The sequence below is a fragment of the Streptomyces sp. adm13(2018) genome (genome assembly GCF_008042145.1).
Lineage (GTDB): Bacteria > Actinomycetota > Actinomycetes > Streptomycetales > Streptomycetaceae > Streptomyces.
On record NZ_RDBH01000141.1, the window covers coordinates 989982 to 1016630 of the forward strand.

25 protein-coding genes and 1 riboswitch are annotated in these 26649 nt (G+C 71.5%); of the genes, 14 read left to right on the forward strand and 11 right to left on the reverse strand.

Going from position 1 to position 26649, the window contains the following annotated elements; translation table 11 throughout:
- Nucleotides 1-71: 71 nt before the first annotated feature.
- The 5 genes from rlmN (at nucleotide 72) to EAO70_RS32710 (ending at nucleotide 5950) form a co-directional block, all read left to right on the forward strand.
- On the forward strand, nucleotides 72-1178 hold the full coding sequence (gene rlmN / locus EAO70_RS32690) for a 23S rRNA (adenine(2503)-C(2))-methyltransferase RlmN (RefSeq protein ID WP_073912946.1): 1107 nt from the start codon (nucleotides 72-74) through the stop codon (nucleotides 1176-1178).
- Nucleotides 1179-1207: 29 nt separating this feature from the next.
- Nucleotides 1208-1318: riboswitch (TPP riboswitch) on the forward strand.
- Between the two features lie 96 nt (nucleotides 1319-1414).
- On the forward strand, nucleotides 1415-2509 hold the full coding sequence (locus EAO70_RS32695) for a thiamine ABC transporter substrate binding subunit (protein ID WP_148006646.1): 1095 nt from the start codon (nucleotides 1415-1417) through the stop codon (nucleotides 2507-2509).
- A 38-nt stretch (nucleotides 2510-2547) separates the two neighbouring features.
- Nucleotides 2548-4161, forward strand: a complete 1614-nt coding sequence (locus EAO70_RS32700; protein WP_148006647.1) for an ABC transporter permease — start codon at nucleotides 2548-2550, stop codon at nucleotides 4159-4161.
- Nucleotides 4161-5189, forward strand: a complete 1029-nt coding sequence (locus tag EAO70_RS32705; RefSeq protein WP_148006370.1) for an ABC transporter ATP-binding protein — start codon at nucleotides 4161-4163, stop codon at nucleotides 5187-5189. Before EAO70_RS32700 ends, EAO70_RS32705 begins: the two co-directional genes overlap by 1 nt.
- 113 nt (nucleotides 5190-5302) lie before the next feature.
- On the forward strand, nucleotides 5303-5950 hold the full coding sequence (locus tag EAO70_RS32710; protein WP_148006371.1) for a dihydrofolate reductase family protein: 648 nt from the start codon (nucleotides 5303-5305) through the stop codon (nucleotides 5948-5950).
- Nucleotides 5951-6042: 92 nt separating this feature from the next.
- Here the strand turns inward: EAO70_RS32710 and EAO70_RS32715 are convergent, their stop codons facing one another.
- The 4 genes from EAO70_RS32715 to EAO70_RS32730 form a co-directional block, all read right to left on the reverse strand.
- Nucleotides 6043-7194, reverse strand: a complete 1152-nt coding sequence (locus EAO70_RS32715) for a hypothetical protein (RefSeq protein ID WP_148006372.1) — start codon at nucleotides 7192-7194, stop codon at nucleotides 6043-6045.
- Nucleotides 7176-7904 (reverse strand): ABC transporter ATP-binding protein, encoded by a 729-nt coding sequence (locus EAO70_RS32720; RefSeq protein ID WP_148006373.1) that lies wholly within the window; start codon nucleotides 7902-7904, stop codon nucleotides 7176-7178. Before EAO70_RS32720 ends, EAO70_RS32715 begins: the two co-directional genes overlap by 19 nt.
- 213 nt (nucleotides 7905-8117) lie before the next feature.
- Nucleotides 8118-9494 (reverse strand): aspartate aminotransferase family protein, encoded by a 1377-nt coding sequence (locus EAO70_RS32725; protein ID WP_402119260.1) that lies wholly within the window; start codon nucleotides 9492-9494, stop codon nucleotides 8118-8120.
- Nucleotides 9491-9982 carry an Lrp/AsnC family transcriptional regulator gene (locus tag EAO70_RS32730; RefSeq protein ID WP_187284121.1) on the reverse strand — a complete coding sequence of 164 codons (492 nt, stop codon included), beginning with the start codon at nucleotides 9980-9982 and terminating at the stop codon, nucleotides 9491-9493. The genes EAO70_RS32725 and EAO70_RS32730 overlap by 4 nt, the downstream gene beginning before the upstream one ends.
- A gap of 205 nt (nucleotides 9983-10187) precedes the next feature.
- Between EAO70_RS32730 and EAO70_RS32735 the strand changes: the two genes are divergently transcribed.
- The 3 genes from EAO70_RS32735 to EAO70_RS32745 all read left to right on the forward strand — a co-directional run bounded on the left by EAO70_RS32735 (nucleotide 10188) and on the right by EAO70_RS32745 (nucleotide 13528).
- The gene (locus tag EAO70_RS32735; protein ID WP_148006376.1) at nucleotides 10188-11624 is read left to right on the forward strand and encodes a gamma-aminobutyraldehyde dehydrogenase; all 1437 of its coding nucleotides are present in this window, start codon (nucleotides 10188-10190) and stop codon (nucleotides 11622-11624) included.
- Nucleotides 11625-11767: 143 nt separating this feature from the next.
- Nucleotides 11768-12934, forward strand: coding sequence for a spermidine/putrescine ABC transporter substrate-binding protein (locus EAO70_RS32740; protein WP_187284143.1), 1167 nt, complete (start codon nucleotides 11768-11770; stop codon nucleotides 12932-12934).
- Between the two features lie 54 nt (nucleotides 12935-12988).
- Entirely contained in the window at nucleotides 12989-13528 is a 540-nt protein-coding gene (locus EAO70_RS32745; protein WP_148006378.1) for a hypothetical protein, read from the forward strand.
- Here EAO70_RS32745 and EAO70_RS32750 read toward each other — a convergent pair.
- From EAO70_RS32750 to EAO70_RS32775, 6 genes are all read right to left on the reverse strand, one after another.
- The gene (locus EAO70_RS32750) at nucleotides 13525-14739 is read right to left on the reverse strand and encodes a serine hydrolase domain-containing protein (RefSeq protein ID WP_148006379.1); all 1215 of its coding nucleotides are present in this window, start codon (nucleotides 14737-14739) and stop codon (nucleotides 13525-13527) included. The two genes, EAO70_RS32745 and EAO70_RS32750, sit on opposite strands and share 4 nt — an antisense overlap.
- 96 nt (nucleotides 14740-14835) lie before the next feature.
- Nucleotides 14836-15489, reverse strand: a complete 654-nt coding sequence (locus EAO70_RS32755; RefSeq protein ID WP_261993170.1) for a response regulator — start codon at nucleotides 15487-15489, stop codon at nucleotides 14836-14838.
- A gap of 56 nt (nucleotides 15490-15545) precedes the next feature.
- Nucleotides 15546-16715, reverse strand: a complete 1170-nt coding sequence (locus EAO70_RS32760; RefSeq protein ID WP_148006381.1) for a sensor histidine kinase — start codon at nucleotides 16713-16715, stop codon at nucleotides 15546-15548.
- Entirely contained in the window at nucleotides 16715-17500 is a 786-nt protein-coding gene (locus EAO70_RS32765; RefSeq protein ID WP_148006382.1) for an SAM-dependent methyltransferase, read from the reverse strand. Before EAO70_RS32765 ends, EAO70_RS32760 begins: the two co-directional genes overlap by 1 nt.
- On the reverse strand, nucleotides 17497-18222 hold the full coding sequence (locus tag EAO70_RS32770; RefSeq protein WP_261993171.1) for a glycerophosphodiester phosphodiesterase: 726 nt from the start codon (nucleotides 18220-18222) through the stop codon (nucleotides 17497-17499). Before EAO70_RS32770 ends, EAO70_RS32765 begins: the two co-directional genes overlap by 4 nt.
- 56 nt (nucleotides 18223-18278) lie before the next feature.
- The gene (locus tag EAO70_RS32775) at nucleotides 18279-19310 is read right to left on the reverse strand and encodes an adenosine deaminase (RefSeq protein ID WP_148006384.1); all 1032 of its coding nucleotides are present in this window, start codon (nucleotides 19308-19310) and stop codon (nucleotides 18279-18281) included.
- 75 nt (nucleotides 19311-19385) lie between these two features.
- Between EAO70_RS32775 and EAO70_RS32780 the strand changes: the two genes are divergently transcribed.
- Nucleotides 19386-20066, forward strand: a complete 681-nt coding sequence (locus EAO70_RS32780) for a DUF4190 domain-containing protein (protein ID WP_148006385.1) — start codon at nucleotides 19386-19388, stop codon at nucleotides 20064-20066.
- A 99-nt stretch (nucleotides 20067-20165) separates the two neighbouring features.
- On the opposite strand, the gene EAO70_RS32785 is transcribed toward EAO70_RS32780, so the two are convergent.
- Nucleotides 20166-20717 carry an NADAR family protein gene (locus tag EAO70_RS32785; RefSeq protein WP_148006386.1) on the reverse strand — a complete coding sequence of 184 codons (552 nt, stop codon included), beginning with the start codon at nucleotides 20715-20717 and terminating at the stop codon, nucleotides 20166-20168.
- A 175-nt stretch (nucleotides 20718-20892) separates the two neighbouring features.
- Here EAO70_RS32785 and EAO70_RS32790 point away from each other — a divergent pair, with 175 nt between their 5' ends.
- From EAO70_RS32790 to EAO70_RS32810, 5 genes are read left to right on the forward strand one after another with little or no spacing between them, the layout of a single operon-like run.
- Complete coding sequence (locus EAO70_RS32790; protein ID WP_148006387.1) at nucleotides 20893-22407, forward strand: gamma-aminobutyraldehyde dehydrogenase; 1515 nt, start codon at nucleotides 20893-20895, stop codon at nucleotides 22405-22407.
- A 49-nt stretch (nucleotides 22408-22456) separates the two neighbouring features.
- Nucleotides 22457-23704 carry a PotD/PotF family extracellular solute-binding protein gene (locus EAO70_RS32795; RefSeq protein ID WP_148006388.1) on the forward strand — a complete coding sequence of 416 codons (1248 nt, stop codon included), beginning with the start codon at nucleotides 22457-22459 and terminating at the stop codon, nucleotides 23702-23704.
- 43 nt (nucleotides 23705-23747) lie between these two features.
- Nucleotides 23748-24926 carry an ABC transporter ATP-binding protein gene (locus EAO70_RS32800; RefSeq protein WP_148006389.1) on the forward strand — a complete coding sequence of 393 codons (1179 nt, stop codon included), beginning with the start codon at nucleotides 23748-23750 and terminating at the stop codon, nucleotides 24924-24926.
- Nucleotides 24923-25849 (forward strand): ABC transporter permease, encoded by a 927-nt coding sequence (locus tag EAO70_RS32805; RefSeq protein ID WP_148006390.1) that lies wholly within the window; start codon nucleotides 24923-24925, stop codon nucleotides 25847-25849. Before EAO70_RS32800 ends, EAO70_RS32805 begins: the two co-directional genes overlap by 4 nt.
- Nucleotides 25849-26643, forward strand: a complete 795-nt coding sequence (locus EAO70_RS32810) for an ABC transporter permease (protein ID WP_148006391.1) — start codon at nucleotides 25849-25851, stop codon at nucleotides 26641-26643. Before EAO70_RS32805 ends, EAO70_RS32810 begins: the two co-directional genes overlap by 1 nt.
- Nucleotides 26644-26649: the final 6 nt, after the last annotated feature.

Here is a 26649-nt window from a genome sequence, read left to right on the forward strand (position 1 = left end):
CAGCCCCGCTCACCCACCCCCTGAGGCGGCGAACCGGGCCACAGGCGCGCGTCTGCGACACTGGTAGCACCATGCCCAAGCCCGGAGAACTCACTTTCGTCGCCCCCCGCGGAGCCAAGAAGCCGCCGCGGCACCTGGCCGACCTCACGCCCGCCGAGCGGAAGGAGGCCGTCGCCGCGATCGGTGAGAAGCCGTTCCGCGCCAAGCAGCTGTCCACCCACTACTTCGCGCGGTACGCGCACGATCCCGCCGAGTGGACGGACATCCCGGCCGCCTCGCGGGAGAAGTTGGCCGGGGAGCTGCTGCCCGATCTGATGTCCGTCGTCCGGCACATCTCGTGCGACGACGACACCACCCGCAAGACCCTGTGGCGGCTGCACGACGGCACACTCGTCGAGTCGGTGCTCATGCGCTACCCGGACCGGGTGACCATGTGCATCTCCTCGCAGGCCGGCTGCGGGATGAACTGCCCGTTCTGCGCGACGGGGCAGGCCGGGCTCGACCGGAACCTGTCGACCGCCGAGATCGTGCACCAGATCGTGGACGGCATGCGGTCGCTGCGCGACGGCGAGGTGCCCGGGGGACCGGCGCGGCTCTCCAACATCGTGTTCATGGGCATGGGGGAGCCGCTCGCGAACTACAAGCGGGTCGTCGGCGCCGTCCGGCGCCTCACCGACCCCGAGCCGGACGGCCTCGGGCTCTCGCAGCGCGGGATCACCGTGTCCACGGTGGGTCTGGTGCCCGCGATGCTGCGGTTCGCCGACGAGGGCTTCAAGTGCCGGCTCGCGGTCTCGCTGCACGCCCCGGACGACGAGCTCAGGGACACCCTGGTGCCCGTCAACACGCGCTGGAAGGTGCGGGAGGTCCTGGACGCGGCCTGGGAGTACGCGGAGAAGTCCGGCCGCCGGATCTCCATCGAGTACGCGCTCATCCGGGACATCAACGACCAGGCGTGGCGCGGTGACCTGCTGGGCCGGCTGCTCAAGGGGCGCCGGGTGCACGTCAACCTGATCCCGCTGAACCCGACGCCGGGTTCGAAGTGGACGGCGTCGCGTCCGGAGGACGAGAAGGCCTTCGTCGAGGCCATCGCCCGCCACGGCGTGCCGGTGACCGTCCGGGACACCCGCGGCCAGGAGATCGACGGCGCCTGTGGACAGCTGGCGGCCGCCGAGCGCTGACCTTGTACTCTGAGGTCGAACACATCTCCATATTCCGACAGGGGAGCGCCACAGCGCTGAGAGTGCGGTCACCGTAGGACCGCAGACCCTCTGAACCTTGCCCAGGTCATTCTGGGTAGGAAGTTCGGTCGTTAACTCAAGCTGTTGCGCCCTGCCCGCGCCCGGTCCGCCGGTCGTGGGCAGGGCCGCGTCTCTTCCTGGTCACACCCAGGAGGAATCCAGTGAGCACCCATCAGGTGAGCATCAAGAAGGCCGCGGCCGCCGCGCTCGTCGCCGCGCTCGGCGTCACCACCCTCGCCGCCTGCGGCGCGGACGACGCCGGCAAGGCGGCCGGCCCGTCCGGCGCGCCCGCGCCCAAGACCGTGACCCTCGTCAGTCACGACTCGTTCAACGCCTCCAAGGAGGTGCTGGCCGCGTTCACGAAGCAGACCGGCTTCACCGTCAAGGTGCTGAAGAGCGGCGACGCCGGCGAGGCCGTCAACAAGGAGATCCTGACCAAGGGCTCCCCGCAGGGCGACGTCTTCTTCGGCGTGGACAACACGCTGCTGTCCCGCGCCCTCGACAACGGCATCTTCGTGCCATACGCGGCGAAGGGCGTAGACCGGGTCCCGGCGGCGTACCGGCTCGACAAGGAGCGGCGGGTCACGCCCGTCGACACCGGTGACATCTGCGTCAACTACGACAAGAAGTACTTCGCCGACAAGAAGCTCGCGCCGCCGGTCACCTTCGACGACCTGGCGAAGCCCGCGTACAAGGACCTGCTCGTGGTGGAGAACCCGGAGCGGTCCTCCCCGGGCCTCGGCTTCCTCCTCGGTACGGCCGCGAAGTACGGGGACGACGGCTGGCAGGACTACTGGAAGAAGCTCAAGGCCAACGGCGTGAAGACCGTCGACAGCTGGGAGCTCGCCTACAACCAGGAGTTCTCCGGCTCGGCCGGCGGCAAGCAGGCCAAGGGCGACCGGCCGCTCGTCGTCTCGTACGCCTCCAGCCCGCCGGTCGAGGTGCTCTACGGCGAGCCGCAGCCGAAGACGGCCCCCACCGGGGTGTCCACCGGGACCTGCTTCCGGCAGACCGAGTTCGCGGGCCTGCTGAACGGCGCGAAGAACCCCGAGGGCGGCAAGGCGCTGATCGACTTCCTGATCTCGAAGAAGTTCCAGGAGGACATGCCGCTCCAGATGTTCGTCAACCCGGTGGCCGAGGACGCGGCCCTGCCCGAGCTGTTCACGAAGCACGGCGTGGTGGTCGACAAGCCGGAGACCATGGCGCCCGAGAAGATCGCCGAGAAGCGTGACCCGTGGATCCAGCAGTGGTCGTCGCTCGTCCTGAAGTAGTCCCCGACCGCCGGGGAAGCGCGGCGCGGCTCGGCCTGATGGCCGTGCCCGTCGCCTTCTTCGCGCTCTTCTTCGCCTGGCCCGTCGTATCGATCGTCGAGCGCGGGCTGCGCGTCGGCGGGCGGTGGCAGTTCGGCCGGTTCGGCGAGACGCTCAGCCGGCCGGAGATCCTCGACGTCCTGTGGTTCACGCTCTGGCAGGCGCTCGCCTCCACCGGCCTCACCCTGCTGATCGCGCTCCCCGGGGCGTACGTCTTCGCGCGGTTCGAGTTCCGTGGGAAGGGCCTGCTGCGCGCGGTCGTCACCGTCCCCTTCGTGATGCCGACCGTCATGGTCGGCACGGCCTTCCTCGCGCTCGTCGGGCGCGGCGGGCTCCTCGACGAGCTGTGGGGCGTACGGCTCGACACCACGGTCTGGGCGATCCTGATCGCCCACGTCTTCTTCAACTACGCCGTCGTCGTACGGACCGTCGGGGGACTCTGGGCGCAGCTCGACCCCCGTCAGGAGGAGGCCGCCCGGGTGCTCGGGGCCTCCCGCTGGCGGGCCTGGCGGACGGTGACCCTGCCGGCGCTGGCCCCGTCCGTGGCCGCGGCCGCGCTGATGGTCTTCCTCTTCACCGCGAGCTCGTTCGCCGTCGTCCAGATCCTCGGCGGATCCACGTACTCCACCCTGGAGACGGAGATCTACCGGCAGACCGTCGTCCGCTTCGACCTGACCACGGCGGCCGTCCTCACGCTGGTGCAGTTCGCCGCCGTCGGCGCGGTCCTCGCCGTGCACGCCCGGACCGTCCGCCGGCGGGAGACGGCGCTGCGGATGGTGGCGCCCGAACAGACGGCCCGCCGGCCCCGGGGCGTCGGCCAGTGGGCGCTCTTCGCGGGCGTGCTGCTCTCGATCGCCCTGCTGATCGTGCTGCCGCTCGGGGTGCTCGTCGAGCGGTCCTTCGCCACCTCCCACGGCTACGGGCTGGACTACTACCGGGCCCTGCAGACCCCGGACCCCTCCGGCACCTTCCTGGTGCCCCTGCTCGACACGATCGGCAACTCGCTGCGGTACGCCGTCGTCGCCACCCTGATCGCCCTCGTCATCGGCGGGCTCGCGGCGGCCGCGCTGACCCGGCGGGCGGGCAGGCTCGTCCGCGGCTTCGACGCGCTGCTCATGCTGCCGCTCGGGGTGTCGGCCGTGACCGTCGGCTTCGGCTTCCTCATCACGCTCGACGAGCCGCCGTTCGACCTGCGGGCCAGCTGGATCCTCGTACCGCTGGCGCAGGCACTGGTCGGTGTGCCCTTCGTCGTACGGACCATGCTGCCGGTGCTCCGCGCGGTCGACGAGCGGCTGCGGGAAGCGGCGGCCGTGCTCGGCGCCTCGCCGTGGCGGGCCTGGCGGGAGGTGGACCTGCCGCTGGTGCGGCGGGCGCTGCTGATCGCCGCCGGCTTCGCGTTCGCCGTCTCGCTGGGCGAGTTCGGCGCGACCGTCTTCATCGCACGCCCCGACAGCCCGACGCTGCCGGTGGCGGTGGCCCGGCTCCTCGGCCGGCCCGGCGAACTCAACTACGGCCAGGCGATGGCCCTCTCGACGATCCTCATGGTGGTGTGCGCGGTGTCCCTGCTGCTGCTCGAACGGCTCCGGACCGAACGCACCTCGGGGGAGTTCTGATGCTGGTACTCGACGGGGCGACCGTACGGTTCGGGGAGCGGGCCGCGCTCGACGGCGTGGACCTGGAGGTCGCCGACCACGAGATCGTGTCCGTGCTCGGACCCAGCGGCAGCGGCAAGTCCACGCTGCTGCGGGCCGTCGCCGGACTCCAGGCCCTCGACGGCGGGCGGGTGCTGCTCGGCGGCGCCGACCAGCGCGGGGTGCCGGTGCACCGGCGGGGCGTCGGCCTGATGTTCCAGGACCACCAGCTGTTCCCGCAGCGGGACGTCGGCGGCAACGTCGCCTTCGGCCTGCGGATGCGCGGGGCCGGGAAGGCGGAGCAGGCCGAGCGGGTGGCGGAGCTGCTCGACCTCGTCGGCCTGCCGGGCGCCGGGCGGCGGCCCGTCGCCGCGCTCTCCGGCGGTGAGCAGCAGCGGGTGGCGCTGGCCCGGGCCCTCGCGCCCAGCCCCCGGCTGCTGATGCTCGACGAGCCCCTCGGCCAGCTCGACCGGGGGCTGCGGGAGCGGCTCGTCATGGAGCTGCGGCAGCTCTTCGGCCGGCTCGGCACCACGGTGCTCGCGGTGACCCACGACCAGGGCGAGGCCTTCGCGCTGGCCGACCGGGTGGTGGTCATGCGGGACGGTCGCATCGCCCAGACGGGCGCGCCCGTCGAGGTGTGGTCGCGGCCGGCCTCGGAGTTCGTGGCCCGCTTCCTGGGCTTCGACAACGTGGTGGCGGCCCGGGTGACCGGCCCGGTCGCGGAGACGGCCTGGGGGAAGGTCCCGGTGCCGGACGGCTCACCGCAGGGCGAGCGGCGCCTCCTGGTCAGGCCGGGCGGAGTGCGGCTGGTGCCCGCCGACGAGCGGGCGGCCTGGACCGTCGAGTCCCGGACCTTCCGGGGCAGCCGGGTGGCCGTACGGCTGCGCCCGGCGGAGGGGCCGCCGCTGGACGCGGAGCTGCCGCTGCGGGAGGTGCCGGAGGAGGGCGCCGCGGTGGGGGTGGAGTTCCGGGCGGAGGACGTGGTGGTGCTGGGGGACGACACCCCGTAGCGGGACGACACCCCGTGGCGGTGCGACACCTCGTGGCGGTGCGATGACTTTCCCGGTGCCGTGGAGTCTCCTGGGTGTTCGTGATGTCTGCCGACCACCCGGGAGGAACCCCCATGGGCCAGCTGCTCAGAGTCCAGAACTTCATGGTCTCGTCCGACGGATTCGGCACGGGGGAGGGCCAGAGCCTGGAGCGCCCCTTCGGGCACGCGGACCCCGGGGCCCTGTTCGCCTGGGCGGGTGCCACCGCGAGCTGGCCCAACCGCACCGACCCCGGGGGCAGCCGCGGACTCGACGACTACTTCACCCGGGACTTCTCCCACCACATCGGCGCCGAGATCATGGGCCGCAACAAGTTCGGGCCCCAGCGCGGTCCGTGGCAGGACCACGAGTGGCAGGGCTGGTGGGGTGACGAGCCGCCGTTCCACACCCCGGTGTTCGTGATGACGCATCACCCGCGTCCGTCGTTCACGCTGTCCGACACGACGTTCCACTTCGTGGAGGGCGACCCGGCGAGCGTGCTGGCGCGGGCGAAGCAGGCGGCGGACGGCAAGGACGTCCGGCTCGGCGGCGGGGCGACCGTCGTCCGCGCGTTCCTGGACGCGGGCCTCGTCGACACCCTGCACGTCGCGGTGGCGCCGGTGGAGCTCGGCGCGGGGGTACGGCTCTGGGAGTCGCCCGACGAGCTGCTCGACCGCTATCACCGCGACGTCGTGCCCAGCCCGGGCGGCGCGGTCACCCACCACCTCTTCTGGCGGAATTGAGCCGCCTTCTGTCGGAACTGAGGCTCCGGCCCGCCGTCCGGGGACGCCGAAGGGGGGTGCCGTGCGGACACGGCACCCCCCTTCGGTTCGGCTCAGCCGGTCAGCGGCAGCGCCGCCAGCTCGGCCACGACCCAGGTGAGCGGGAGGAAGACCGCGAGCAGGACGCCGACGCGCAGCAGGGCCGCCGAGCGGAGGGCCGTGGGCGGGGCGCCGATGCGGAGGAGGGCCTCGGTGGTGTGGGCGCGGCTCTGCCGGGACTCCAGGGCCGCGGTGAGCAGGGTCGCCGTCGTGCAGGCCAGGACGAGGGTCGCGCCCAGGCCGGTGAGCGGGCCGAAGGCGCCGGGCCCGGTGCCCTCCTGGTGGAGGGTGGTCGCCGCGAGGGTCCCGGAGAGCACCGCGCTGACTACGCCCAGGGGGCGGCCGATGCGCCGGGCCTCATCCATCAGGACGCGGCCCGCGAGCAGCCGGGCGGCGCCCGGCCGGACGGCCTGGAGGAGGCGTCCGCAGCCGTGGACGATGCCCGGGCCGGCCATCGCGAGGCCGACGGCGGTGAGGACCCAGCCGGCCAGGACGCCCGCCGGGTTGCCGTCGAAGCGGCCCGGCAGGGGGAGGGCGTCGCCTGCTCCGCTTCGGCCGGCGTACGTCTCGACGGCCAGGCCGACCGCGACCAGGGCGACGCCCCACGGCAGCCCGGACGGCATCGGCCGCTCGGCGCCCTCGGGCGGGGCGGGCGCGGTGCGCGGCCGCAGGGCGAGGGCCGCGGCCGTGGCGGCGACGACCGGGAGGACGGCGAGCAGGGTGAGGGCGGCGGCGAGCGGGATCGGCTGGTCGGCGGCGAGCAGGTCGGCGGCGGCCCCGTCGAACGGCAGGCCCGTGATGTCGCCGCGCAGGTGCAGGTAGAACAGCAGCGCGACCACAGAGCCCAGGGTGCAGGCGACGGCGGTCGACGCGGCGGCGATCGCGGTGAGGCGGGCGGGGCCGAGGCCGATGGAGGAGAGCCCGGGGCGGGGCCGGGTGCTGGGGTCGGTCCGGGCGACCGCGACCGCGAACTGGACGGTGGCGGCGAGCGGCAGGACGCACCAGAGCAGCCGCAGGACGGACGCCGAGGACCGCTCGGGGTGCCCGACGGCGTAACCGAGGGTGCAGAGCAGGAGGAAGCCGACCCCCGCCGCCGCGGCGGCGACGAGGAGCCGGCGCGTCTGGACGAGGGGGTGGGCCCCGCGGGCTACACGGAGAGCGAGCACGCGGCGACGCCCTCCGCTCCTGACACCGGGGGTACGGCGCCGACCCGGCGTCCGTCGAGGAGCGCGACCGTGCGGTCGGCGAGCGCCGCGACCTCCGGGTCGTGGGTGGCGAGGAGCACGGTGATGCCGTGCGAGCGGGCGGCGGCGGTCAGCGTGCGCAGGACCTGGGCGCCGTCGGCCCGGTGCAGGATCGCGGTGGGTTCGTCGGCGAAGAGGACCGCCGGGGTGGTGACCAGCGCGCGGGCGATGGCGATGCGCTGGCGTTCCGCGTGGCTGAGGGCGTGCGGGCGCTTGCGGGCGCAGGCACCGATGTCGAGGCGGTCCAGCCATTCGACGGCGGCCGTCCGGGCGGCCCGGTGGGGGGTGCCGCGGAGCAGCAGCGGGAGGGCGGCGTTCTCCCAGCCGTTGAGCTCGGGGACGAGACCGGGTTCGGGGTCGATCCAGCCGAAGCGGTCGCGGCGGAGCCGTTCCCGGTCGGCGGTCGTCAGGGTGTGCACCGGGCCGCTGTTGAACCAGACCTCGCCCTGCTGGGCGACGAGCTGGCCGGACAGGCAGCGCATGAGGGTGGTCTTGCCGCTGCCGCGCGGGCCGACGAGGGCGAGGATCTCGCCCTCGCGGACGCCGAGGGAGACGCCGCTGAGGGCGTCCGAACCGCCCAGCTCGCAGTGCAGGGAACGCGCCCAGAGCACGTCGTTGTCCGGTGGTGCCATGGCGTACACCTCGATGTCGGATCCGGTCTGTTCCCCCGTCCGGGGGAACGAAGGGACGGGCCTGTCGGTCACTGGGCACCGTAAGTATTCGGATCCGTTCGTACGGACAGCACGCGGCCCGGGCCGCCGCCATCCACTCGGATGGCGCCATGCCCGGGCCGGGGTCACGCCGTGAGGGCGGCGTGATGTCGTGTGCCTCGCGGGGCGGGGACCTTAGAGCTTGGTCCAGGCCTCGGTGAGCACCGAGCGCAGGATGCCTTCGATCTCGTCGAAGGTGCCCTGGTCGGCGATCAGCGGCGGGGCGAGCTGGATGACCGGGTCGCCACGGTCGTCGGCACGGCAGTACAGGCCGTTCTCGAACAGCGCCTTGGAGAGGAAGCCGTACAGGACGCGCTCGGTCTCCTCGTCCGTGAAGGACTCCTTGGTGACCTTGTCCTTGACGAGCTCGATGCCGTAGAAGAAGCCGTTGCCGCGGACGTCGCCGACGATCGGGAGGTCGTGCAGCTTCTTCAGGGTCTCGAAGAAGTTGCCCTCCTGGTCGAGGACGTGCTGGTTCAGGCCTTCCTTGTCGAAGATGTCGAGGTTGGCGATGGCGACCGCCGACGACACCGGGTGGCCACCGAAGGTGTAGCCGTGGAGGAAGGTGTTGTCGCCCTTGTAGAAGGGCTCCGCGATGCGGTCCGAGACGATGCAGGCGCCGATCGGGGAGTAGCCCGAGGTCATGCCCTTGGCGCAGGTGATCATGTCCGGCACGTAGCCGAACTTGTCACAGGCGAACATCGTGCCGAGGCGGCCGAAGGCGCAGATCGTCTCGTCGGAGACGAGCAGCACGTCGTACTGGTCGCAGATCTCGCGGACGCGCTGGAAGTAGCCGGGCGGCGGCGGGAAGCAGCCGCCGGCGTTCTGCACGGGCTCCAGGAAGACGGCCGCGACGGTCTCGGGGCCCTCGAAGAGGATCTGCTGCTCGATCTGGTCGGCGGCCCAGCGGCCGAAGGCCTCGGGGTCGTCGCCGTGGATCGGGGCGCGGTAGATGTTGGTGTTCGGCACCTTGTGCGCGCCGGGGACCAGCGGCTCGAAGGGGGCCTTGAGGGCCGGGAGACCGGTGATGGACAGGGCGCCCTGCGGGGTGCCGTGGTAGGCGACCGCACGCGAGATGACCTTGTACTTGGTGTGCTTGCCCTGCAGCTTGAAGTACTGCTTGGCGAGCTTCCAGGCGGTCTCGACGGCCTCGCCGCCACCGGTGGTGAAGAAGACCTTGTTCAGGTCGCCCGGCGCGTAGTCCGCGAGGCGCTCGGCGAGCTCGACGGCCTTGGGGTGCGCGTACGACCACACGGGGAAGAACGCGAGCTCCTGGGCCTGCTTGTACGCGACCTCGGCCAGTTCCTTGCGGCCGTGTCCGGCGTTGACCACGAAGAGCCCCGCGAGACCGTCGAGGTACCGCTTGCCCTTGTCGTCGAAGATGTAGGTGCCCTCACCACGCACGATGGTGGGAACGGGCGCGTTCTCGTACGAGGACATGCGGGTGAAGTGCATCCACAGGTGGTCGTACGCGGTCTTTGACATGTCGCTTCGGGACTGGGTCACGATTATCGAGTTCCCCACATATAGGTCTGCTTCTTGAGCTTGAGGTAGACGAAGCTCTCGGTGGAGCGCACGCCGGGGAGGGTGCGGATGCGCTTGTTGATCACATCCAGCAGGTGGTCGTCGTCCTCGCAGACGATCTCCACCATGAGGTCGAACGAGCCGGCGGTCATCACCACGTACTCGCATTCGGCCATGGCCGTCAGGGCTTCCGCAACCGGATCAAGGTCACCCTCGACGTTGATGCCGACCATCGCCTGTCGCCGGAAGCCCACGGTGAGCGGGTCGGTGACGGCGACGATCTGCATGACGCCCTGGTCGAGCAGTTTCTGGACGCGCTGCCGCACGGCTGCCTCGGAGAGGCCCACGGCCTTGCCGATCGCCGCGTAGGGGCGGCGGCCGTCCTCCTGGAGCTGCTCGATGATCGCCAGGGAGACGGCGTCGATCGTCGGGGACGAACCGGTTCCGGTTCTGGGTTCTGTGCTTCGACTGGCCACGACTTCACTGTGCACCGAGAATGTCGGTCTCGCAACCCCAGATCAATGAAATTCGTTGTCGAGGTGCTCGAATCACGCGGAATCCGAAGTTGGAGGAGGGTGGGCCTGTTGAAAGCGTCAGCCGAGCGATTAGGCTGAGGTGTCTCGCCCATCGGGACACCGCACAAGGACGTGCGACGACAGAACGTGACAGGAGGGGTGGCAAGTGACCACCGAGCTGCGCCGGCTGCGTAACTACATCAACGGGGAGTTCCGCGACGCGGCCGACGGCCGCACCATCGACGTGGTCAACCCGGCCAGCGGCGAGGTGTACGCCACCTCCCCGCTCTCGGGCCCGGCCGACGTCGACGCCGCGATGGAGGCCGCCGCGGCCGCCTTCCCCGCCTGGCGTGACAGCACGCCGGCCGAGCGCCAGAAGGTTCTCCTCAAGATCGCCGACGCCTTCGAGGAGCGCGCCGAGGACCTGATCGCCGCCGAGGTACAGAACACCGGAAAGCCCGTCGCCCTCACGGCGAGCGAAGAGATCCCGCCGATGGTGGACCAGATCCGCTTCTTCGCCGGTGCCGCCCGCATGCTGGAGGGCCGCTCGGCCGGCGAGTACATGGAGGGTCTGACCTCCATCGTCCGCCGCGAGCCCGTGGGCGTCTGCGCCCAGGTCGCGCCGTGGAACTACCCGATGATGATGGCCGTGTGGAAGTTCGCCCCGGCGCTCGCCGCGGGCAACACCGTCGTTCTCAAGCCCTCGGACACGACCCCCGCGTCGACGGTCCTGATGGCGGAGATCATCGGCCAGATCGTCCCCAAGGGCGTCTTCAACGTCGTCTGCGGCGACCGCGAGACCGGCAAGGCGATGGTCGAGCACCCGACCCCCGCCATGGCCTCCATCACCGGCTCCGTACGCGCCGGCATGCAGGTCGCCGAGTCGGCCGCCAAGGACGTCAAGCGCGTCCACCTGGAGCTGGGCGGCAAGGCCCCGGTCGTGGTCTTCGAGGACACCGACATCGACAAGGCCGTCGAGGACATCTCCGTCGCCGGCTTCTTCAACGCCGGCCAGGACTGTACGGCCGCCACCCGCGTGCTCGTCCACGAGTCCATCCACGACGAGTTCGTCGCCGCGCTCGCCAAGGCCGCGTCCGAGACCAAGACCGGCCAGCCGGACGACGAGGACGTGCTCTTCGGCCCCCTCAACAACGCCAACCAGCTGAAGCAGGTCACCGGCTTCATCGACCGCCTCCCGGCGCACGCCAAGGTCCAGGCCGGCGGCCACCGGGTCGGCGACAAGGGCTACTTCTACGCCCCGACCGTCGTCTCCGGCCTCAAGCAGGACGACGAGATCGTCCAGAACGAGGTCTTCGGCCCGGTCATCACCGTCCAGTCCTTCGCGGACGAGGCGCAGGCGCTGGAGTACGCGAACGGCGTCGAGTACGCCCTCGCCTCCTCCGTCTGGACCAAGGACCACGCGCGCGCGATGCGCATGTCCAAGGCCCTCGACTTCGGCTGCGTGTGGATCAACACCCACATCCCGCTGGTCGCCGAGATGCCCCACGGCGGCTTCAAGAAGTCCGGCTACGGCAAGGACCTCTCGGGCTACGGCTTCGAGGACTACACGCGCATCAAGCACGTCATGACCTCCCTGGGCTGAACCCCCGCCTGAACGCCACGCGGCCCCGGCACCCCGGTCGACAGGGTGTCGGGGCCGCGCCGCGTCGCTCGACGGAGCGTCCATTGCCCCGGCCCCGGGCCTCCCGGGATGCTGCACGGGTGAGAGCGACAGCCAGGAACAACATCTCCCGCCGGTCCCTGCTGCGCGGCATCGGGGGTGCCGGGGCCGCGAGCCTGCTCGCCGCCGGATGCGGGGTCCCCGCCGCCTACGTCGACGAGGCCGACCGGGCCGGCCGCGACCTCTCGGCCCGGGACAGAACCCTCGACTTCGCCAACTGGCCGCTCTACATCGACACCGACGACGAGGACGCCCGGAGGCGGCCGACCCTCGACGCGTTCCGGAAGCGCACCGGGATAGCCGTCCGGTACACCGAGGAGATCAACGACAACGACGAGTTCTTCGGCAAGATCAGCCCCTCGCTGATGAACCACCAGCAGACCGGCCGCGACCTGATCGTCGTCAGCGACTGGATGGCCGCCCGCTTCGTCCGCCTCGGCTGGGCCCAGGAGATGGACCGCGCCGCCCAGCCGCACGTCACCGAGCACCTCGACCCGCAGCTCCGCTCGCCCGCCTTCGACCCGGGCCGGCTGCACACCGTCCCCTGGCAGTCCGGGATCACCGGCATCGCGTACAACCGCCGCAGGCTCGGTCGCGAACTCCGCTCCACCAAGGAGCTGTGGGCCGACGACCTGCGCGGCAAGGTCACCCTGCTGTCCGGTCTCGACGAGTCCTTCGCGCTGCTCATGATGGGCCGCGGCGTCGACGTCACCCGGTGGACCGGCGACGACTTCCACGCCCTGTGCGAGCAGATCGAGGGACTGGTGAAGTCCCGGCACATCCGCCGCTTCACCGGCAACGACTACATCAAGGACCTGTCGACCGGCGACGTGCTCGCCTGCCAGGCCTACTCGGGCGACGTCATCCAACTCCAGGCCGACAACCCGGACATCGAGTTCGTCGTCCCCGAGGAGGGCGCCGAACTGTGGGCCGAGTCCCTGCTGGTCCCCAACCTCGCGCAGCACAAGGCCAACGCCGAGAAGCTCGTCGACTACTACTACGAGCCCGAGGTCGCCGCCGAACTCGCCGCCTGGGTCAACTACGTCTGCCCGGTGCCGGCCGCCCAGCAGGTCCTCGCCGACTCCGGCGACGAGGACCTGGTGGCCCTCGCGGAGGACCCGCTGGTCTTCCCGGACGCGGACATGCGGGGACGCCTGGCGATCGCCCGTGACATCACCGCCCGCGAGCGGCAGGACTTCACCAAGCGGTGGAACGCGATCGTCGGCCTGTGAGCCGAGCGGGAACCCCGTTTCTGAACGCGTTCAAGAAGGGCGTACGCTGCCCTCATGAGCGACTCGAACGGGCCGAGAGCCCTTCTCACGCGCATCCGCGTCTGGCTGATCGTCTTCGTCGTCTGCCTGGTCCTGAGCGGGATCACCGCGTTCCCGCTCGTCACCGAACTCCGACTCCTCGACTCCGCGCTCGACGGGTGGGCGGCTCCCACGGCCGACCTCCTCCCCGGCCTCGCCGAATGGATCGACCGGGTGCGGGGCGGCCTCGAGACCACCGACGAGCAGGCCCCGTACGTGCTCTACGGCACCGACTGGCTCGCCTTCGCGCACCTCGTCATCGCGGTCGCCTTCTACGGCGTCCACCGCGATCCCGTCCGCAACATCTGGGTCGTCGAGTTCGGCATGATCGCCTGCGTCGGCATCATCCCGCTCGCCCTGATCTGCGGCCCCCTCCGGGGCATCCCCTTCTGGTGGTCGGTCATCGACATGTCCTTCGGCGTCATCGGGATCCTGCCGCTGCTCCACGTACGCCGGCTGATCAAGCGGCTGGAGGCCGCCACGGCGCCGGAGCCCGTGCCGGCCTCGGTCGGCTAGTCCGGCAGGCCGTACGCCGCCACCATGATGTTCAGCGCCGTCGGGTTCATGTCCTGGCCCTTCGCGTCCGTGGCGTTGACGCTGTAGACGAGGGTCCGCCTGCCGTCGCGGGTGGCGGCGACGGCCGTGTTGTAGCCCCAGCGGCCGCCGGTCTTGCCCCAGACCTCGCGGCCGCCGAGCCGCTTCATCGACAGGCCCGCCGAGTACGCCGCGGGCTCGCCCGACGCCAGGTCCGCGACCTTCGGCAGGGTGAACATCTCCTCCAGGAGCGGCCCGCGCACCACCCGGCCCGCGAACAGCGCCCGGACGAAGCGCTCCAGGTCGGCCGTGGTCGACACGAGGTCGCCGGCCGCCCAGCCGTCCGTCGCGCCCCACTCCGAGACGTCGCGCGGCCCCGTCGTCCCGTCGTCGAGCCGCATCGTCTGGTAGCCGTGGTTGTACGGGCCGACGAGCGCGGCCGCCGCGCCCGGCAGATACGTGTCCCGCAGCCGCAGCGGACGCAGGATCCGCCGCTCCACCTGCCGCTCGTACGTGTCACCCGTCACCCGCTCCACGATCAGGGCGGCGACCGTGTACCCGATGTTGAGGTAGTGCTGCCGGGTGCCCGGCCGGAACTCGCGCGGCTTCGCCGTCGCCGAGCGGACCATGGCCTCCGGGTCGTGCACGTCGAAGCGGTGGGCGTACCACTCCTCCACCGTGTCCCCCACGTTCAGGTCGGGGGCCGGGATGCCGTGCGTGTGGTTCAGGAGCTGGCGGACCGTCACCGTGGCGTACCGGCGGGGGATCAGCTCCGGCAGGTACGAGCGGGCCGTGCGGTCCAGGTCGATCCGGCGCTCGGAGGCCAGTTGGAGGACGGTCGCCGCGGTGAAGACCTTCGTCACCGAGCCGGCCCGGAAGCGGCCGGCCGGATCCGCCGGGGCGCCGGACTCCAGGTCCCGGACGCCCGAACTGCCCTGCCAGGAGCCCTCGGTGCCGCCGACCCGGACCAGTGCGGCCGTGGCGTCCGCGCGGGGGAGCCCTGCGATCGCCGCGCTCAGGTCCGGGCTCGTCGGCCGTGCCGCCGGAGCAGCCGGACCAGGGGCCGCCGGGCCCGAAGCCCGGGCTGTCGCCCGCGCCGCCGTCGGGGCCGCGAAGGCCGGGGCGAGGGCCGGACCCGCGGCCACCCCCAGGACGAGGGCGGTGGCGAGCAGCGTGCGGGTGGTGGTCCTCATGGTCAACTCCGTGGTTGTGAGCCGTTGTTCTCGATGGCTCCATCCTGCTGACCCGCGGCGCTCACCGGATCGCCCGCACCGGCGGTCCTCCACCGGTCACTTCCTCGCCGACCAGGGGGAGGGACCCGGCCCGCCGCCTCCCCCGGGCGGGGGAGAGCCCACCGCGACCAGCCCCGTCTCGTACGCGCAGATCACCGCCTGGATCCGGTCCCGCAGCCCGAGCTTGGCGAGCACGTTCCCCACGTGCGTCTTCACCGTGTGGTCGCTCACCACCAGCTCCGCCGCGATCTCCGCGTTGGACAGACCGCGGGCCAGGAGCAGCAGCGTCTCGCGCTCCCGGCCGGTCAGTACGTCGAGCCGCGCGTCCGGGGCCGTCCTGCGCGGACCGCCCGCCGTGTACTGCTCCACCAGCCGGCGGGCCACGGACGGCGCCAGCAGCGAGTCGCCCGCCGCCACCACCCGTACCGCGTGCACCAGATCGTCCCGCCGCACGTCCTTGAGGAGGAAGCCGCTCGCGCCCGCGTGCAGCGCCTCGTAGACGTACGCGTCGGTGTCGAAGGTCGTGAGGATCACCGTCCGGCAGCCGCTGCCCGCGCAGATCTCCCGGCAGGCCTCGATGCCGTCGGTGCCGGGCATCCGGATGTCGAGGAGGGCCACGTCCGGGGCGTGCCGGCGCACCGCCTCGACCGCCTCGGCGCCGTCCCCGGCCTCCGCCACGACCTCGATGTCCGGCTGTGCGTCCAGGATCATCGCGAAGCCGCTGCGGACCAGTTCCTGGTCGTCCGCGACCACCACCCGGATCGTCGTCACCTCCCCGCCTCCGCCGTGGAGGGTACGGGGAGCAGGACCCGCACCTCGAAGCCCCGGCCGTCCGGCCCGGGGCCGGTCGTCGCCGTCCCGCCGTGCGCGGCGGCCCGCTCCCGGATGCCCGTGAGGCCGTGCCCGCCGGATCCGCGCGCCCCCGCCACCGCGGGGCCGCGCCCGTCGTCCGTCACGGTGACGTGCAGGACGCCGTCGGCGTGGGCGAGCCGGACCTCGGCCCGGCGCGCGTCCGCGTGCCGGACCACGTTCGTCAGGGCCTCCTGCACGATCCGGTAGGCGCTCGCGCCGGTCGCGGCGGGCAGCGCCCGTACCCCGCCCTCCGTCGTGTACGCGACCGGAAGCCCGCCGGACCGCACCCGCTCCACCAGGGCGGGGATCCCGGAGAGGTCCGGCTGCGGCTCGCGGGGCGGCGCCCCCTCGGACCCCTCCCGCAGCAGCCCCAGCATCTGCCGCAGCTGGGTCATCGCCTCCCGGCCCGTCTCGGAGATCGCCTCGAACGCGGCCTCCGCGCGCTCCGGCGCCGTCCGGACCGCCACCGGGCCGGCCTGCGCCTGGACGACCATGAGGCTCACCGCGTGCGACAGGATGTCGTGCATCTCCCGTGCGATCCGCGCCCGTTCGCGCGCGGCGGCCCGCTCGGCCTCGACGAGGTGCGCGCGCTGCCGCGCGTCCTGGAGCCGGCCGAACACATAGGACGCGCCGAACACGAAGAGCGAGAAGGTCAGTTCGCGGGCCGACCGGGTGTTGAGCCAGACCGAGGCGGGCACCGCGACCAGCATGAGCCCCGCCGTCGCCAGCCGCTTGCGCGGCGGGGAGTGCAGCGCCACCGTGTAGACGATGACGAGCCCGGTGTACGGCAGCGGCTGCCCCGGTCCGTCCAAGGCCAGGATGTACAGCGTGCTCGTCGCCAGGATCGCGAGGAGCACGGCGACCGGCGCCCGCCGCCGCCAGACGAGCGGGACCACGGTGAGCGTCGTCAGTCCGTACGCGGTCCAGGTGGCCGGTTCGAGTTCGGGCGGGCGCGGCACCACGAACGGCATCGTCATCGCCGCCTGCACCAGCAGCGCGATCCCGGCGTCCACCGCCCAGGGATTGGCCCCGCCCCAGGTCCGCGTCCGCTCCCACCGGGCGTGGACATCCCCCCGTCTTCCCATTACGGCTTGCGGCCCACCGCGCCGAACTGCGCGACCACGGGGGCGCCTCCGGCGGGCGCGCGCCAGCGCGAGCAGGACAGGACGCCCGGCTCCAGGATGTCGAGCCCGTCGAGGAAGGAGACGAACTCGGTGCGGCTGCGGGCGGTGATCGGCGGGGTCGCGTTCTCGTTCCAGAACGCCATCGCGGCCTTGTTGCCCTCCCCACCGAGGTCCGGCTCCAGCGTCGGGTGGGTGAGGACCAGGTAGCTGCCGGAGGGAACCGCGTCCATCAGGGTGCGGACGATCGACCGGGCCTTCGCGGTGTCCAGGACGAAGTTGAGGATGCCGAGCATCATGACGGCGACCGGCCGGGACAGGTCGAGGGTCGCGCCGGCCGCCGCGAGGATCCGCTCCGGCTCGTGCGCGTCGGCGTCCACGTAGTCCGTGACGCCCTCCGGGGCGCTGGTCAGCAGCGCGCGGGCGTGGGTGAGGACGATCGGGTCGTTGTCGACGTAGACGATCCGTGAGTCGGGCGCGGCCCGCTGGGCGACCTCGTGGGTGTTGTCGGCGGTGGGCAGGCCGGTGCCGATGTCGAGGAACTGGCGGACCCCGGCGTCCGCGGCGAGGAAGGTGACGGCGCGGCCGAGGAACGCCCGGTCCGCGCGGGCCACTTCGCCGATGCCCGGGTAGAAGCCGGTGACCTGGTCGCCCACCGCGCGGTCGACCGGGTAGTTGTCCTTGCCGCCCAGCCAGTAGTTCCACACCCGCGCGTTGTGGGCGACGTCGGTCCGGATCCGGTCGTTCATGCCTGGGCCTTTCGCAGGACGGCGGCGAGGGCGTCGACCCGGTTGGTGGTGATCGAGTCGACCCCGTTCGTGATCAGCTTACGCATGCTCCGGGAGGTGTCGGCGGTCCAGGCGGAGACGAGCAGCCCGTCCCGGTGCACCCGATCGGTGAGGGCCCGACTCACCAGGCCGAAGCGGTAGTTGAGCCAGCGGGGCCGTACCACGTCGAGGAGGACCGGGCGGGGCGGGGCGAGCGAGGTCCAGGTGAGGGCGATCTCGGCGGCCGGGTCGGCCGCGCGGACCTGGAGCATGGCGACGGCCCCGGCGCAGTAGTAGACGCGCTCCCCGGCGCCGCACTCGCGGACCGTGCGGACGACGGTCCGGACCGAGTCCTCGTCGCCGCCGGGCAGGTCCAGCATCAGCCGCTTCTCCCCGGCGGTGAGCAGGGCCTCGCGCAGGGTCGGGACGCCGTCGTACGTCAGCTCGCGGAGCTGCTCGTACGAGAGCACGCGGAGCGGGCGGTCGTGGCCCCACAGCCGCTTGAGGGTGTCGTCGTGGAGGAGGACGGGCACGCCGTCCCTGGTCAGCCGGACGTCGACCTCGACCGCGTCCGCCCCCCGCTCGATCGCCGAGGCGATCGAGCCGAGGGTGTTCTCGCGGACGCGGTACGGGTCGCCGCGATGGCCCACGACGGTCACGGAGGCCGGAGCCCCGGCGGGCTTGACGACGGCGGTCGGGTCCATGGCGGTGTCGGAGTCCATGGGCCCATTCTCGCCGTCGCGGGCGGCCGGGCCAGTCGTCAGCGTGCCAGCCAGGTGTCGGTGTACGTGTCGATCTCGGCGGCGATCCGGTCCTTGCCGGGCCGGTCGAGGAACGAGGCCTCCACCGCGTTCTTCGCGAGGGCGGCGACACCGCGCTCGTCGAGGCCGAGGAGACGGGCCGCGACCGCGTACTCGGTGTTGAGGTCGGTACCGAACATCGGCGGGTCGTCGCTGTTGACGGTCACGAGGACGCCCGCGTCCACCATCTGCCGGATCGGGTGCTCGTCCAGGGTGGCGACGGCCCGGGTGGCGATGTTCGAGGTCGGGCAGACCTCCAGGGCGATCCGGTGCTCCGCCAGGTGGGCGAGGAGCGCCGGGTCCTGGACCGAGCTGGTGCCGTGGCCGATGCGCTCGGCGCCCAGCTCGTTGATCGCGTCCCAGACGGTCCCCGGGCCGGTCGTCTCGCCCGCGTGCGGCACGGAGTGCAGGCCGGCCGCCCGCGCCCGGTCGAAGTACGGCTTGAACTGGGGGCGGGGCACACCGATCTCCGGGCCGCCGAGGCCGAAGGAGACCAGGCCCTCGGGGCGCAGCCCGTCGGTGGTGGCGAGGCGGGCGGTCTCCTCGGCGGAGGCCAGGCCGGCCTCGCCGGGGATGTCGAAGCACCAGCGCAGGACGGTGCCGAACTCGGCCTCGGCCGCCTTGCGGGCGTCCTCGATGGCCGCCATGAAGGCGCGCTCGTCGATGCCCCGGCGGGTGGACGAGTAGGGGGTGATGGTCAGCTCGGCGTACCGGATGTTCTGCCGGGCCATGTCCCGGGCGACCTCGAAGGTCAGCAGCCGGACGTCCTCGGGGGTGCGGACCAGGTCGACGACGGAGAGGTAGACGTCGATGAAGTGGGCGAAATCGGTGAACGTGAAGTAGTCGGTCAGCGCCTCCGGGTCCGTGGGGACCTTGGAGTCGGGGTGCCGGGCGGCGAGCTCGGCGACGATCCGGGGCGAGGCGGAGCCGACGTGGTGGACGTGCAGCTCGGCCTTCGGGAGGCCCGCGATGAAGGGATGGAGATCGGTCATCCGTTCATCGTAGGCCGGGCGGTTCCCCCTCACGGGTGAGGCCGTAGCATGGCGGGACCATGATGGGGGAGGCCCATGTCTGACAACCAAGACCAGTCGCGGGGCGGGTACGACCCGACGGACCCGTGGGCTCCGCCGAACCGTGACGGTGTGGAGCTGAGCAAGGAGGCGGCCCCGTCGCCGCCGCCGGTGCACGACCAGCAGACCGTCACGTCCTTTCCGCTCGCTTCGCCCGGCCCCGCCGAGGTGCCGCCGCCGCCGGTCGCCCCCGGCGGCCCCGCGGCCACGCCCGGGGCGTACGGCTATCCGGCGGACACGTCCGGCGGATACGGCTACCCGGCGGCGACGCCGCCGGCTCCGACGGGCTCCGGGTACGGCTACCCGGGCTACCCGGCGCCCGGCGGCTACCCCGGCCAGACGGGCTGGCAGCAGTCCCCGTCCAACGGCATGGGGACCGCCTCGATGGTGCTGGGCATCATCGCGGTGGCCGGATTCTGCCTGTGGGGCCTGGGCGCCGTCCTCGGCATCCTGGCGCTGATCTTCGGCATCATCGGGGTCAAGAAGTGCGGCCGGGGCGAGGCCACCAACCGGGGCATGGCCGTCACCGGCATCGTGCTGGGCGCGATCGGCATCGTGGTCAGCGCCGTCTTCCTGGGGTTCATCATCTGGGCGGCCGGCCAGGACTCCAGCTCGTTCGACTCGGGCTACGACGACGACCCGTTCGCGTCGAGCCTGCAGATCGAGCGCGGCCAGTGAGCCACTGCGGCCGCTGAGCGGATCCGCAAGCCTACGCGTGAGGGCCCCGCACCCCCTGGGTGCGGGGCCCTCACGCGTACCCGGCGCGCCGATTTCCCTTCAGGCTCCCGCGCGCAGCCGCTCGCGTGCCTCCATCAGGGCGAAGCCCAGCAGGTTGTCGCCGCGCCAGCGGGCCGGGTCGTGGGCGCCGGGGTCGTCGGCCGCCAGGCCGATGCCCCAGACGCGGTCCACCGGGCTGGCCTCCACCAGGACCCGAGTGCCGGTGCCCAGGAGGTAGCCGCGCAGGGCCTCGTCCGAGGAGAACTTGTGGACGCTGCCCTCGACGACGATCCCGAAGCGCTCCCGCGCCCACACCGTCTCGTCGAAGCCCCGGACGAGCCGGCCCGCCTTCTTGGCCTCCGCCGGCGTACGGGCGGACAGCGCGGCCCGCTCCGCGTCGGCGTCCTCGAAGAGGCGGGCCTTGGCCGCCATCATCCAGTGCTCGGCCGTCGCGTACGACACGCCGGAGACCACGAACGGCGCCGGCCACCATTGGCTGAGACAGCTCGCCGTGAGTCGTCCGTCCGGATGCGGACGGTGACCCCAGAAGTGCAGCCACTTCACCCGGTCACCCCTGTTGACCTGCTGTGTCAGTGCCTCGATCGCGCTCATGCATGGGAGTGTGGCATTCGCCACGGACACTCCGTACGGAGATTTTCCGGCCGCCTCGACACATGGTCGACCGATTCCGTCGCGTAACCAAAAGGCAACAACGGAATCACTTGTTGGGCCATCATCCCTCTGTCAGGATCGGCACTCAATTCGAGCTGGGACAACGGAGAGCGTCATGGGCAACCGCTTCCAGGTGACGGACCGCTTCGCGGACGGCGCACAGTACATCGGCGGGCGGCTCCGGGCCGGGACCTCCGGCCGGGAACACAGCGTGATCGATCCGGCGACCGGGGAGAGCGTGTACACCTACACCCTCGCCTCGACCGCCGACGTGGACGAGGCCGTCGCCGCGGCCAAGGCCGCGTTCCCCGGCTGGGCGGGCGCGACCCCCGGGGAGCGCTCCGACGCGCTCCACCGTTTCGCCGGCGTGCTCGCCGAGTGGGCGGAGGACTTCGCCCGCGTGGAGTCCCTCCAGTGCGGCAAGCCGCTGAAGCTCACCACCGAGTTCGACGTGCCCGGCACCGTCGACAACGCCGCGTTCTTCGCGGGGGCGGCCCGCCACCTCCAGGGCCAGTCGGCCGGCGAGTACAGCGGCGACCACACCTCGTACATCCGCCGCGAGCCCCTCGGCGTCGTCGGCTCCATCGCCCCCTGGAACTACCCGCTCCAGATGGCCGCCTGGAAGATCCTCCCGGCCATCGCCGCCGGCAACACGATCGTCCTCAAGCCGGCCGAGCTGACCCCGCTGACCTCGCTGATGTTCGCCCAGGCGGCGAAGGAGGCCGGCATCCCCGACGGGGTGGTCAACATCGTCAACGGCGCCGGGAAGACCGTCGGCGAGCACCTCGTCGGCCACCCCGACGTCGTCATGACCTCCTTCACCGGCTCCACCCCGGTCGGCAAGCGGGTCGCCGAGATCGCCACCGCCACCGTCAAGCGCCTCCACCTCGAACTCGGCGGCAAGGCCCCCTTCGTGGTCTTCGACGACGCCGACCTGGAGGCCGCCGCGCACGGCGCCGTGGCCGCCTCCCTCATCAACAGCGGCCAGGACTGCACCGCCGCCACCCGCGCGTACGTCCAGCGCCCCCTCTTCGACGCGTTCACCGCCCGCGTCGCCGAGCTGATGGAGACGGTCCGGCTGGGCGACCCCTTCGACCCGGCCACCGACCTCGGCCCGCTCGTCAGCCACCGCCACCGCGACCACGTCGCCGGCTTCGTGGAGCGGGCCCGCGGCTACGCCACCGTGGTCACCGGCGGGGAAGCCCCCGGCGGCGACCTCAAGGACGGTGCCTACTACCGTCCGACCCTGATCACCGGCGCCGCGCAGGACAGCGAGGTCGTGCAGTCCGAGATCTTCGGGCCGGTCCTGGTCGCCCTGCCCTTCGACACCGACGACGAGGGCATCCGGCTCGCCAACGACACCCCCTACGGCCTGGCCGCCTCCGCCTGGAGCCGGGACGTGTACCGCGCCCACCGGGCCACCCGCGAGATCAAGGCCGGCTGCGTCTGGGTCAACGACCACATCCCCATCATCAGCGAGATGCCTCACGGCGGTACCAAGGCGTCCGGCTACGGAAAGGACATGTCGGCGTACTCCTTCGAGGAGTACACGCAGGTCAAGCACGTGATGTTCGACAACACCGCGGTGGCGGCCAAGGACTGGCACCGCACGATCTTCGGGGACCGATAGCAGCTCGCCGCCCGACCGGCGGCCACACCATCCCGAAAGGGCACAGCGCATGGAGCAGTACGAGCCCGACAGCCTCTCCGCCGCGCAGGTGGCGGCGATACGCCGCAGCCTGACGAGCGGCCGGGGCGCCCTCACCCGCCGTTCGATGCTGCGCGCCGGCGGTGTGGGCGCGCTCGCCGTGGGAGGCCTGGCCTCCCTGAGCGCCTGCGGCATCCCGCCGGCCAAGCGGGAGGGCCAGGGGGCCGCGTCCATCGACGTCTCGGCCAAGGAGAAGACCCTCGCCTTCTCCAACTGGACCGAGTACATGGACGTCAGCGAGGACGAGAAGTCCCGGCCGACCCTGGAGGCGTTCACGAAACGCACCGGGATCAAGGTCAAGTACACCGAGGACATCAACGACAACGTCGAGTTCTTCGGCAAGATCAAGCCGCAGCTCGCGGCCGGCCAGGACACCGGCCGCGACCTGATATGCGTCACCGACTGGCTGGCCGCCCGCATGATCCGCCTCGGCTGGGTCCAGAAGCTCGACGCCTCGCACCTCCCCCACGCGTACGCGAACCTCTCCGCCCAGTTCCGCACCCCCGACTGGGACCCCGGCCGCGCCTACTCGTACCCCTGGACCGGGATATCCACCGTCATCGCCTACAACGTGAAGGCGACCGGCGGGAAGAAGGTCGACTCGGTCACCCAGCTCCTCGACGACCCCTCGCTCAAGGGCCGGGTCGGCTTCCTCACCGAGATGCGGGACACCGTCGGCATGACGCTGCTCGACCTCGGCAAGGACCCGGGGACCTTCACCGACGCCGACTACGACGCGGCGGTCGGACGCCTCCAGAAGGGCGTCGACAAGAAGCAGATCCGCCGCTTCACCGGCAACGACTACACCTCCGACCTGGACAAGGGCGACATCGCCGCGTGCCTCGCCTGGGCCGGCGACGTCATCCAGCTCCAGGCGGACAACCCCGACATCCGCTACGCGATACCGGCCGCCGGATACATCACCTCCAGCGACAACCTGCTCGTCCCCGCGCAGTCCCGGCACAAGACGAACGCCGAGAAGCTCATCGACCACTACTACGAGCTCCCCGTCGCCGCCCGGCTCGCCGCGTACATCAACTACGTCTGCCCCGTCGACGGGGTGAAGGACGAGCTCGCCAAGATCGACCCGGAACTCGCGAACAACACGCTGATCCTCCCGGACAAGGCCATGGCCAAGAAGTCGCACGCCTTCCGCTCGCTCACCAGCGCGGAGGAGACGGCGTACGAGGAGAAGTTCGCCAAGCTCATCGGCGCCTGAGCCCGACGTCGTCCACCTCTCTCACTCCCTGGGACCACGACCCATGACTGACAAGACTCCTCACACCGGAAAGAACACGGGCGGCGGCGACGTCCGTCTCACCGGGATCAGCAAGTCCTACGGCTCCTTCACCGCCGTCCAGCCGCTCGACCTGACCGTCCCGGAGGGCTCCTTCTTCGCCCTCCTCGGCGCCTCCGGCTGCGGCAAGACCACCACCCTGCGGATGATCGCCGGCCTGGAGGACCCCAGCACCGGCAGCGTCTTCCTCGGCGACAAGGACGTCACCGACCTCCCGCCGTACAAGCGCCCGGTCAACACCGTCTTCCAGTCCTACGCACTCTTCCCGCACATGGACATCACCGAGAACATCGCCTTCGGTCTGCGCCGCCGCGGCATCAAGTCGGTGAAGAAGCAGGTCGACGACATGCTGGAGCTCGTCCAGCTCGGCGACAAGGCCCGCCACAAGCCGCACCAGCTCTCCGGCGGCCAGCAGCAGCGCGTCGCCGTCGCCCGCGCCCTCATCAACCACCCCCAGGTGCTCCTCCTCGACGAGCCGCTCGGCGCCCTCGACCTCAAGCTGCGCCGCCAGATGCAGCTGGAGCTCAAGCGGATCCAGACCGAGGTCGGCATCACCTTCGTGCACGTCACCCACGACCAGGAGGAGGCCATGACGATGGCCGACCAGGTCGCGGTGATGAACGGCGGCCGTGTCGAGCAGCTCGGCGCCCCCGCCGACCTGTACGAGAACCCGAAGACCACCTTCGTCGCCAACTTCCTCGGCACCTCCAACCTGATCGAGGCCGAGGTCCTGGAGACGGGCACCGGGAGCGCCGACGTCCTCGTCACGGCCGGCGGCGGCAGGCTCCGCGTCCCCGCCGACCGCTGTACCCCCGCCGTCCGCCAGGGCGGCAAGGTGCTCGTGGGCGTCCGCCCCGAGAAGATCGCGCTGACGCACAGGGACGACGCCGACTCGATACCCGACGGCCGCAACCGCGTCACCGGCCGGATCGCCGACTCCTCCTTCATCGGCGTGTCCACCCAGTACGTGGTGAACAGCCCGGCGGGCGCGGAACTCCAGGTCTACGAGCAGAACGTCGACCGGCGCGCGGGACTCGTCCCGGGGGCCGAGGTCGTCCTGCACTGGAACCCGGCGCACACCTTCGGGCTCGACGCCGACCAGGACATCGACGCCGGTGTGGAGACGGTGGAGGCCACCGGATGACCGCGACCCTCGTGAAGGACGCGCCGCCCACCGAGGAACCGGTGCTGCGCAAGCCCGCCACCCGCAAGCGGCTCGTCCCCTACTGGCTGCTGCTGCCGGGCATCATCTGGCTGCTCGTCTTCTTCGCGCTGCCGCTGGTCTACCAGGCCTCCACCTCGGTCCAGACCGGCTCGCTCGAAGCGGGCTTCCAGGTCACCTGGCACTTCCAGACCTACTGGGACGCCTTCCAGGAGTACTGGCCGCAGTTCGTCCGCTCCCTGCTCTACGCCGGGACCGCGACCATCCTCTGCCTGCTGCTCGGCTACCCCCTCGCGTACCTCATCGCGTTCAAGGCCGGCCGCTGGCGCAATCTGCTCCTGGTCCTGGTCATCGCCCCCTTCTTCACCAGCTTCCTCATCCGGACGCTGGCCTGGAAGACGATCCTCGCCGACGACAGCCTCGTCGTCGACGCGCTGAACGCGCTGCACGTCCTCGACGTGACCAGCTGGATCGGCTGGACCGAGGGCGACCGCGTCCTCGCCACCCCGATGGCCGTCGTCTGCGGTCTCACGTACAACTTCCTGCCCTTCATGATCCTGCCCCTCTACACCTCCCTGGAGCGGATCGACGGCCGGCTGCACGAGGCCGCGCAGGACCTGTACGCCTCCCCGGCCACCACGTTCCGCAAGGTGACCTTCCCGCTGTCGATGCCCGGCGTCGTCTCCGGCACCCTGCTCACCTTCATCCCGGCGAGCGGCGACTACGTCAACGCCGAGCTGCTCGGCTCGACCGACACCAAGATGGTCGGCAACGTCATCCAGTCGCAGTTCCTGCGCGTCCTCGACTACCCGACGGCCGCCGCGCTCTCCTTCATCCTCATGGCGATCGTGCTGGTCATGGTCACCGTGTACATCCGCCGAGCGGGAACGGAGGACCTCGTCTGATGCGCTGGATCCGCAAGAACCTCGTCGTCGTCGCGGGCCTGCTCACGCTCGCGTACATGATCCTGCCCAACCTCGTCGTGATGGCGTTCTCCTTCAACAGGCCGAAGGGGCGCTTCAACTACTCCTGGCAGGAGTTCTCGCTCGACGCCTGGAAGGACCCCTGCGGCGTCGCCGACATGTGCGAGTCGCTCTCCCTCTCGCTCCAGCTGGCCGCCTGGGCGACGGTCGGCGCCGTCGTCCTCGGCACGATGATCGCCTTCGCGCTGGTCCGCTACCGCTTCCGGGCGCGCGGCGCGATCAACTCGCTGATCTTCCTGCCGATGGCGATGCCCGAGGTCGTCATGGCCGCCTCGCTGCTCACCCTCTTCCTCAACATGGGGATCGAGCTGGGCTTCTGGACGGTCCTGATCGCCCACATCATGTTCTGCCTGTCGTTCGTCGTCACGGCGGTCAAGGCCCGGGTCATGTCCATGGACCCCCGCCTTGAGGAGGCCGCGCGCGACCTCTACGCCGGGCCCGTGCAGACCTTCCTGCGCGTCACCCTGCCGATCGCCGCCCCCGGCATCGCCGCCGGCGCCCTGCTCGCCTTCGCGCTCTCGTTCGACGACTTCATCATCACCAACTTCAACGCGGGCTCCACCGTCACCTTCCCCATGTTCGTCTGGGGCTCGGCACAGCGAGGAACCCCCGTTCAGATCAACGTCATCGGCACCGCGATGTTCGTCCTCGCGGTACTGGTGGTCGTGGCCGGGCAAATCATCACGAACCGGCGCAAGAAAACAGCAACAGCCTGAGCGAAG

Coding starts and splice junctions, on each gene's coding strand:
- EAO70_RS32760 (WP_148006381.1), bottom strand. CDS start 16,715: ATGGGAAGACGGGGGGATGTCCACGCCCGGTGGGAGCGGACGCGGACC.
- rlmN (WP_073912946.1), top strand. CDS start 72: ATGCCCAAGCCCGGAGAACTCACTTTCGTCGCCCCCCGCGGAGCCAAG.
- EAO70_RS32795 (WP_148006388.1), top strand. CDS start 22,457: ATGGAGCAGTACGAGCCCGACAGCCTCTCCGCCGCGCAGGTGGCGGCG.
- EAO70_RS32785 (WP_148006386.1), bottom strand. CDS start 20,717: ATGAGCGCGATCGAGGCACTGACACAGCAGGTCAACAGGGGTGACCGG.
- EAO70_RS32700 (WP_148006647.1), top strand. CDS start 2,548: ATGGCCGTGCCCGTCGCCTTCTTCGCGCTCTTCTTCGCCTGGCCCGTC.
- EAO70_RS32765 (WP_148006382.1), bottom strand. CDS start 17,500: ATGAACGACCGGATCCGGACCGACGTCGCCCACAACGCGCGGGTGTGG.
- EAO70_RS32755 (WP_261993170.1), bottom strand. CDS start 15,489: ATGATCCTGGACGCACAGCCGGACATCGAGGTCGTGGCGGAGGCCGGG.
- EAO70_RS32775 (WP_148006384.1), bottom strand. CDS start 19,310: ATGACCGATCTCCATCCCTTCATCGCGGGCCTCCCGAAGGCCGAGCTG.
- EAO70_RS32805 (WP_148006390.1), top strand. CDS start 24,923: ATGACCGCGACCCTCGTGAAGGACGCGCCGCCCACCGAGGAACCGGTG.
- EAO70_RS32780 (WP_148006385.1), top strand. CDS start 19,386: ATGTCTGACAACCAAGACCAGTCGCGGGGCGGGTACGACCCGACGGAC.
- EAO70_RS32750 (WP_148006379.1), bottom strand. CDS start 14,739: ATGAGGACCACCACCCGCACGCTGCTCGCCACCGCCCTCGTCCTGGGG.
- EAO70_RS32710 (WP_148006371.1), top strand. CDS start 5,303: ATGGGCCAGCTGCTCAGAGTCCAGAACTTCATGGTCTCGTCCGACGGA.
- EAO70_RS32720 (WP_148006373.1), bottom strand. CDS start 7,904: ATGGCACCACCGGACAACGACGTGCTCTGGGCGCGTTCCCTGCACTGC.
- EAO70_RS32705 (WP_148006370.1), top strand. CDS start 4,161: ATGCTGGTACTCGACGGGGCGACCGTACGGTTCGGGGAGCGGGCCGCG.
- EAO70_RS32745 (WP_148006378.1), top strand. CDS start 12,989: ATGAGCGACTCGAACGGGCCGAGAGCCCTTCTCACGCGCATCCGCGTC.
- EAO70_RS32800 (WP_148006389.1), top strand. CDS start 23,748: ATGACTGACAAGACTCCTCACACCGGAAAGAACACGGGCGGCGGCGAC.
- EAO70_RS32810 (WP_148006391.1), top strand. CDS start 25,849: ATGCGCTGGATCCGCAAGAACCTCGTCGTCGTCGCGGGCCTGCTCACG.
- EAO70_RS32790 (WP_148006387.1), top strand. CDS start 20,893: ATGGGCAACCGCTTCCAGGTGACGGACCGCTTCGCGGACGGCGCACAG.
- EAO70_RS32770 (WP_261993171.1), bottom strand. CDS start 18,222: ATGGACCCGACCGCCGTCGTCAAGCCCGCCGGGGCTCCGGCCTCCGTG.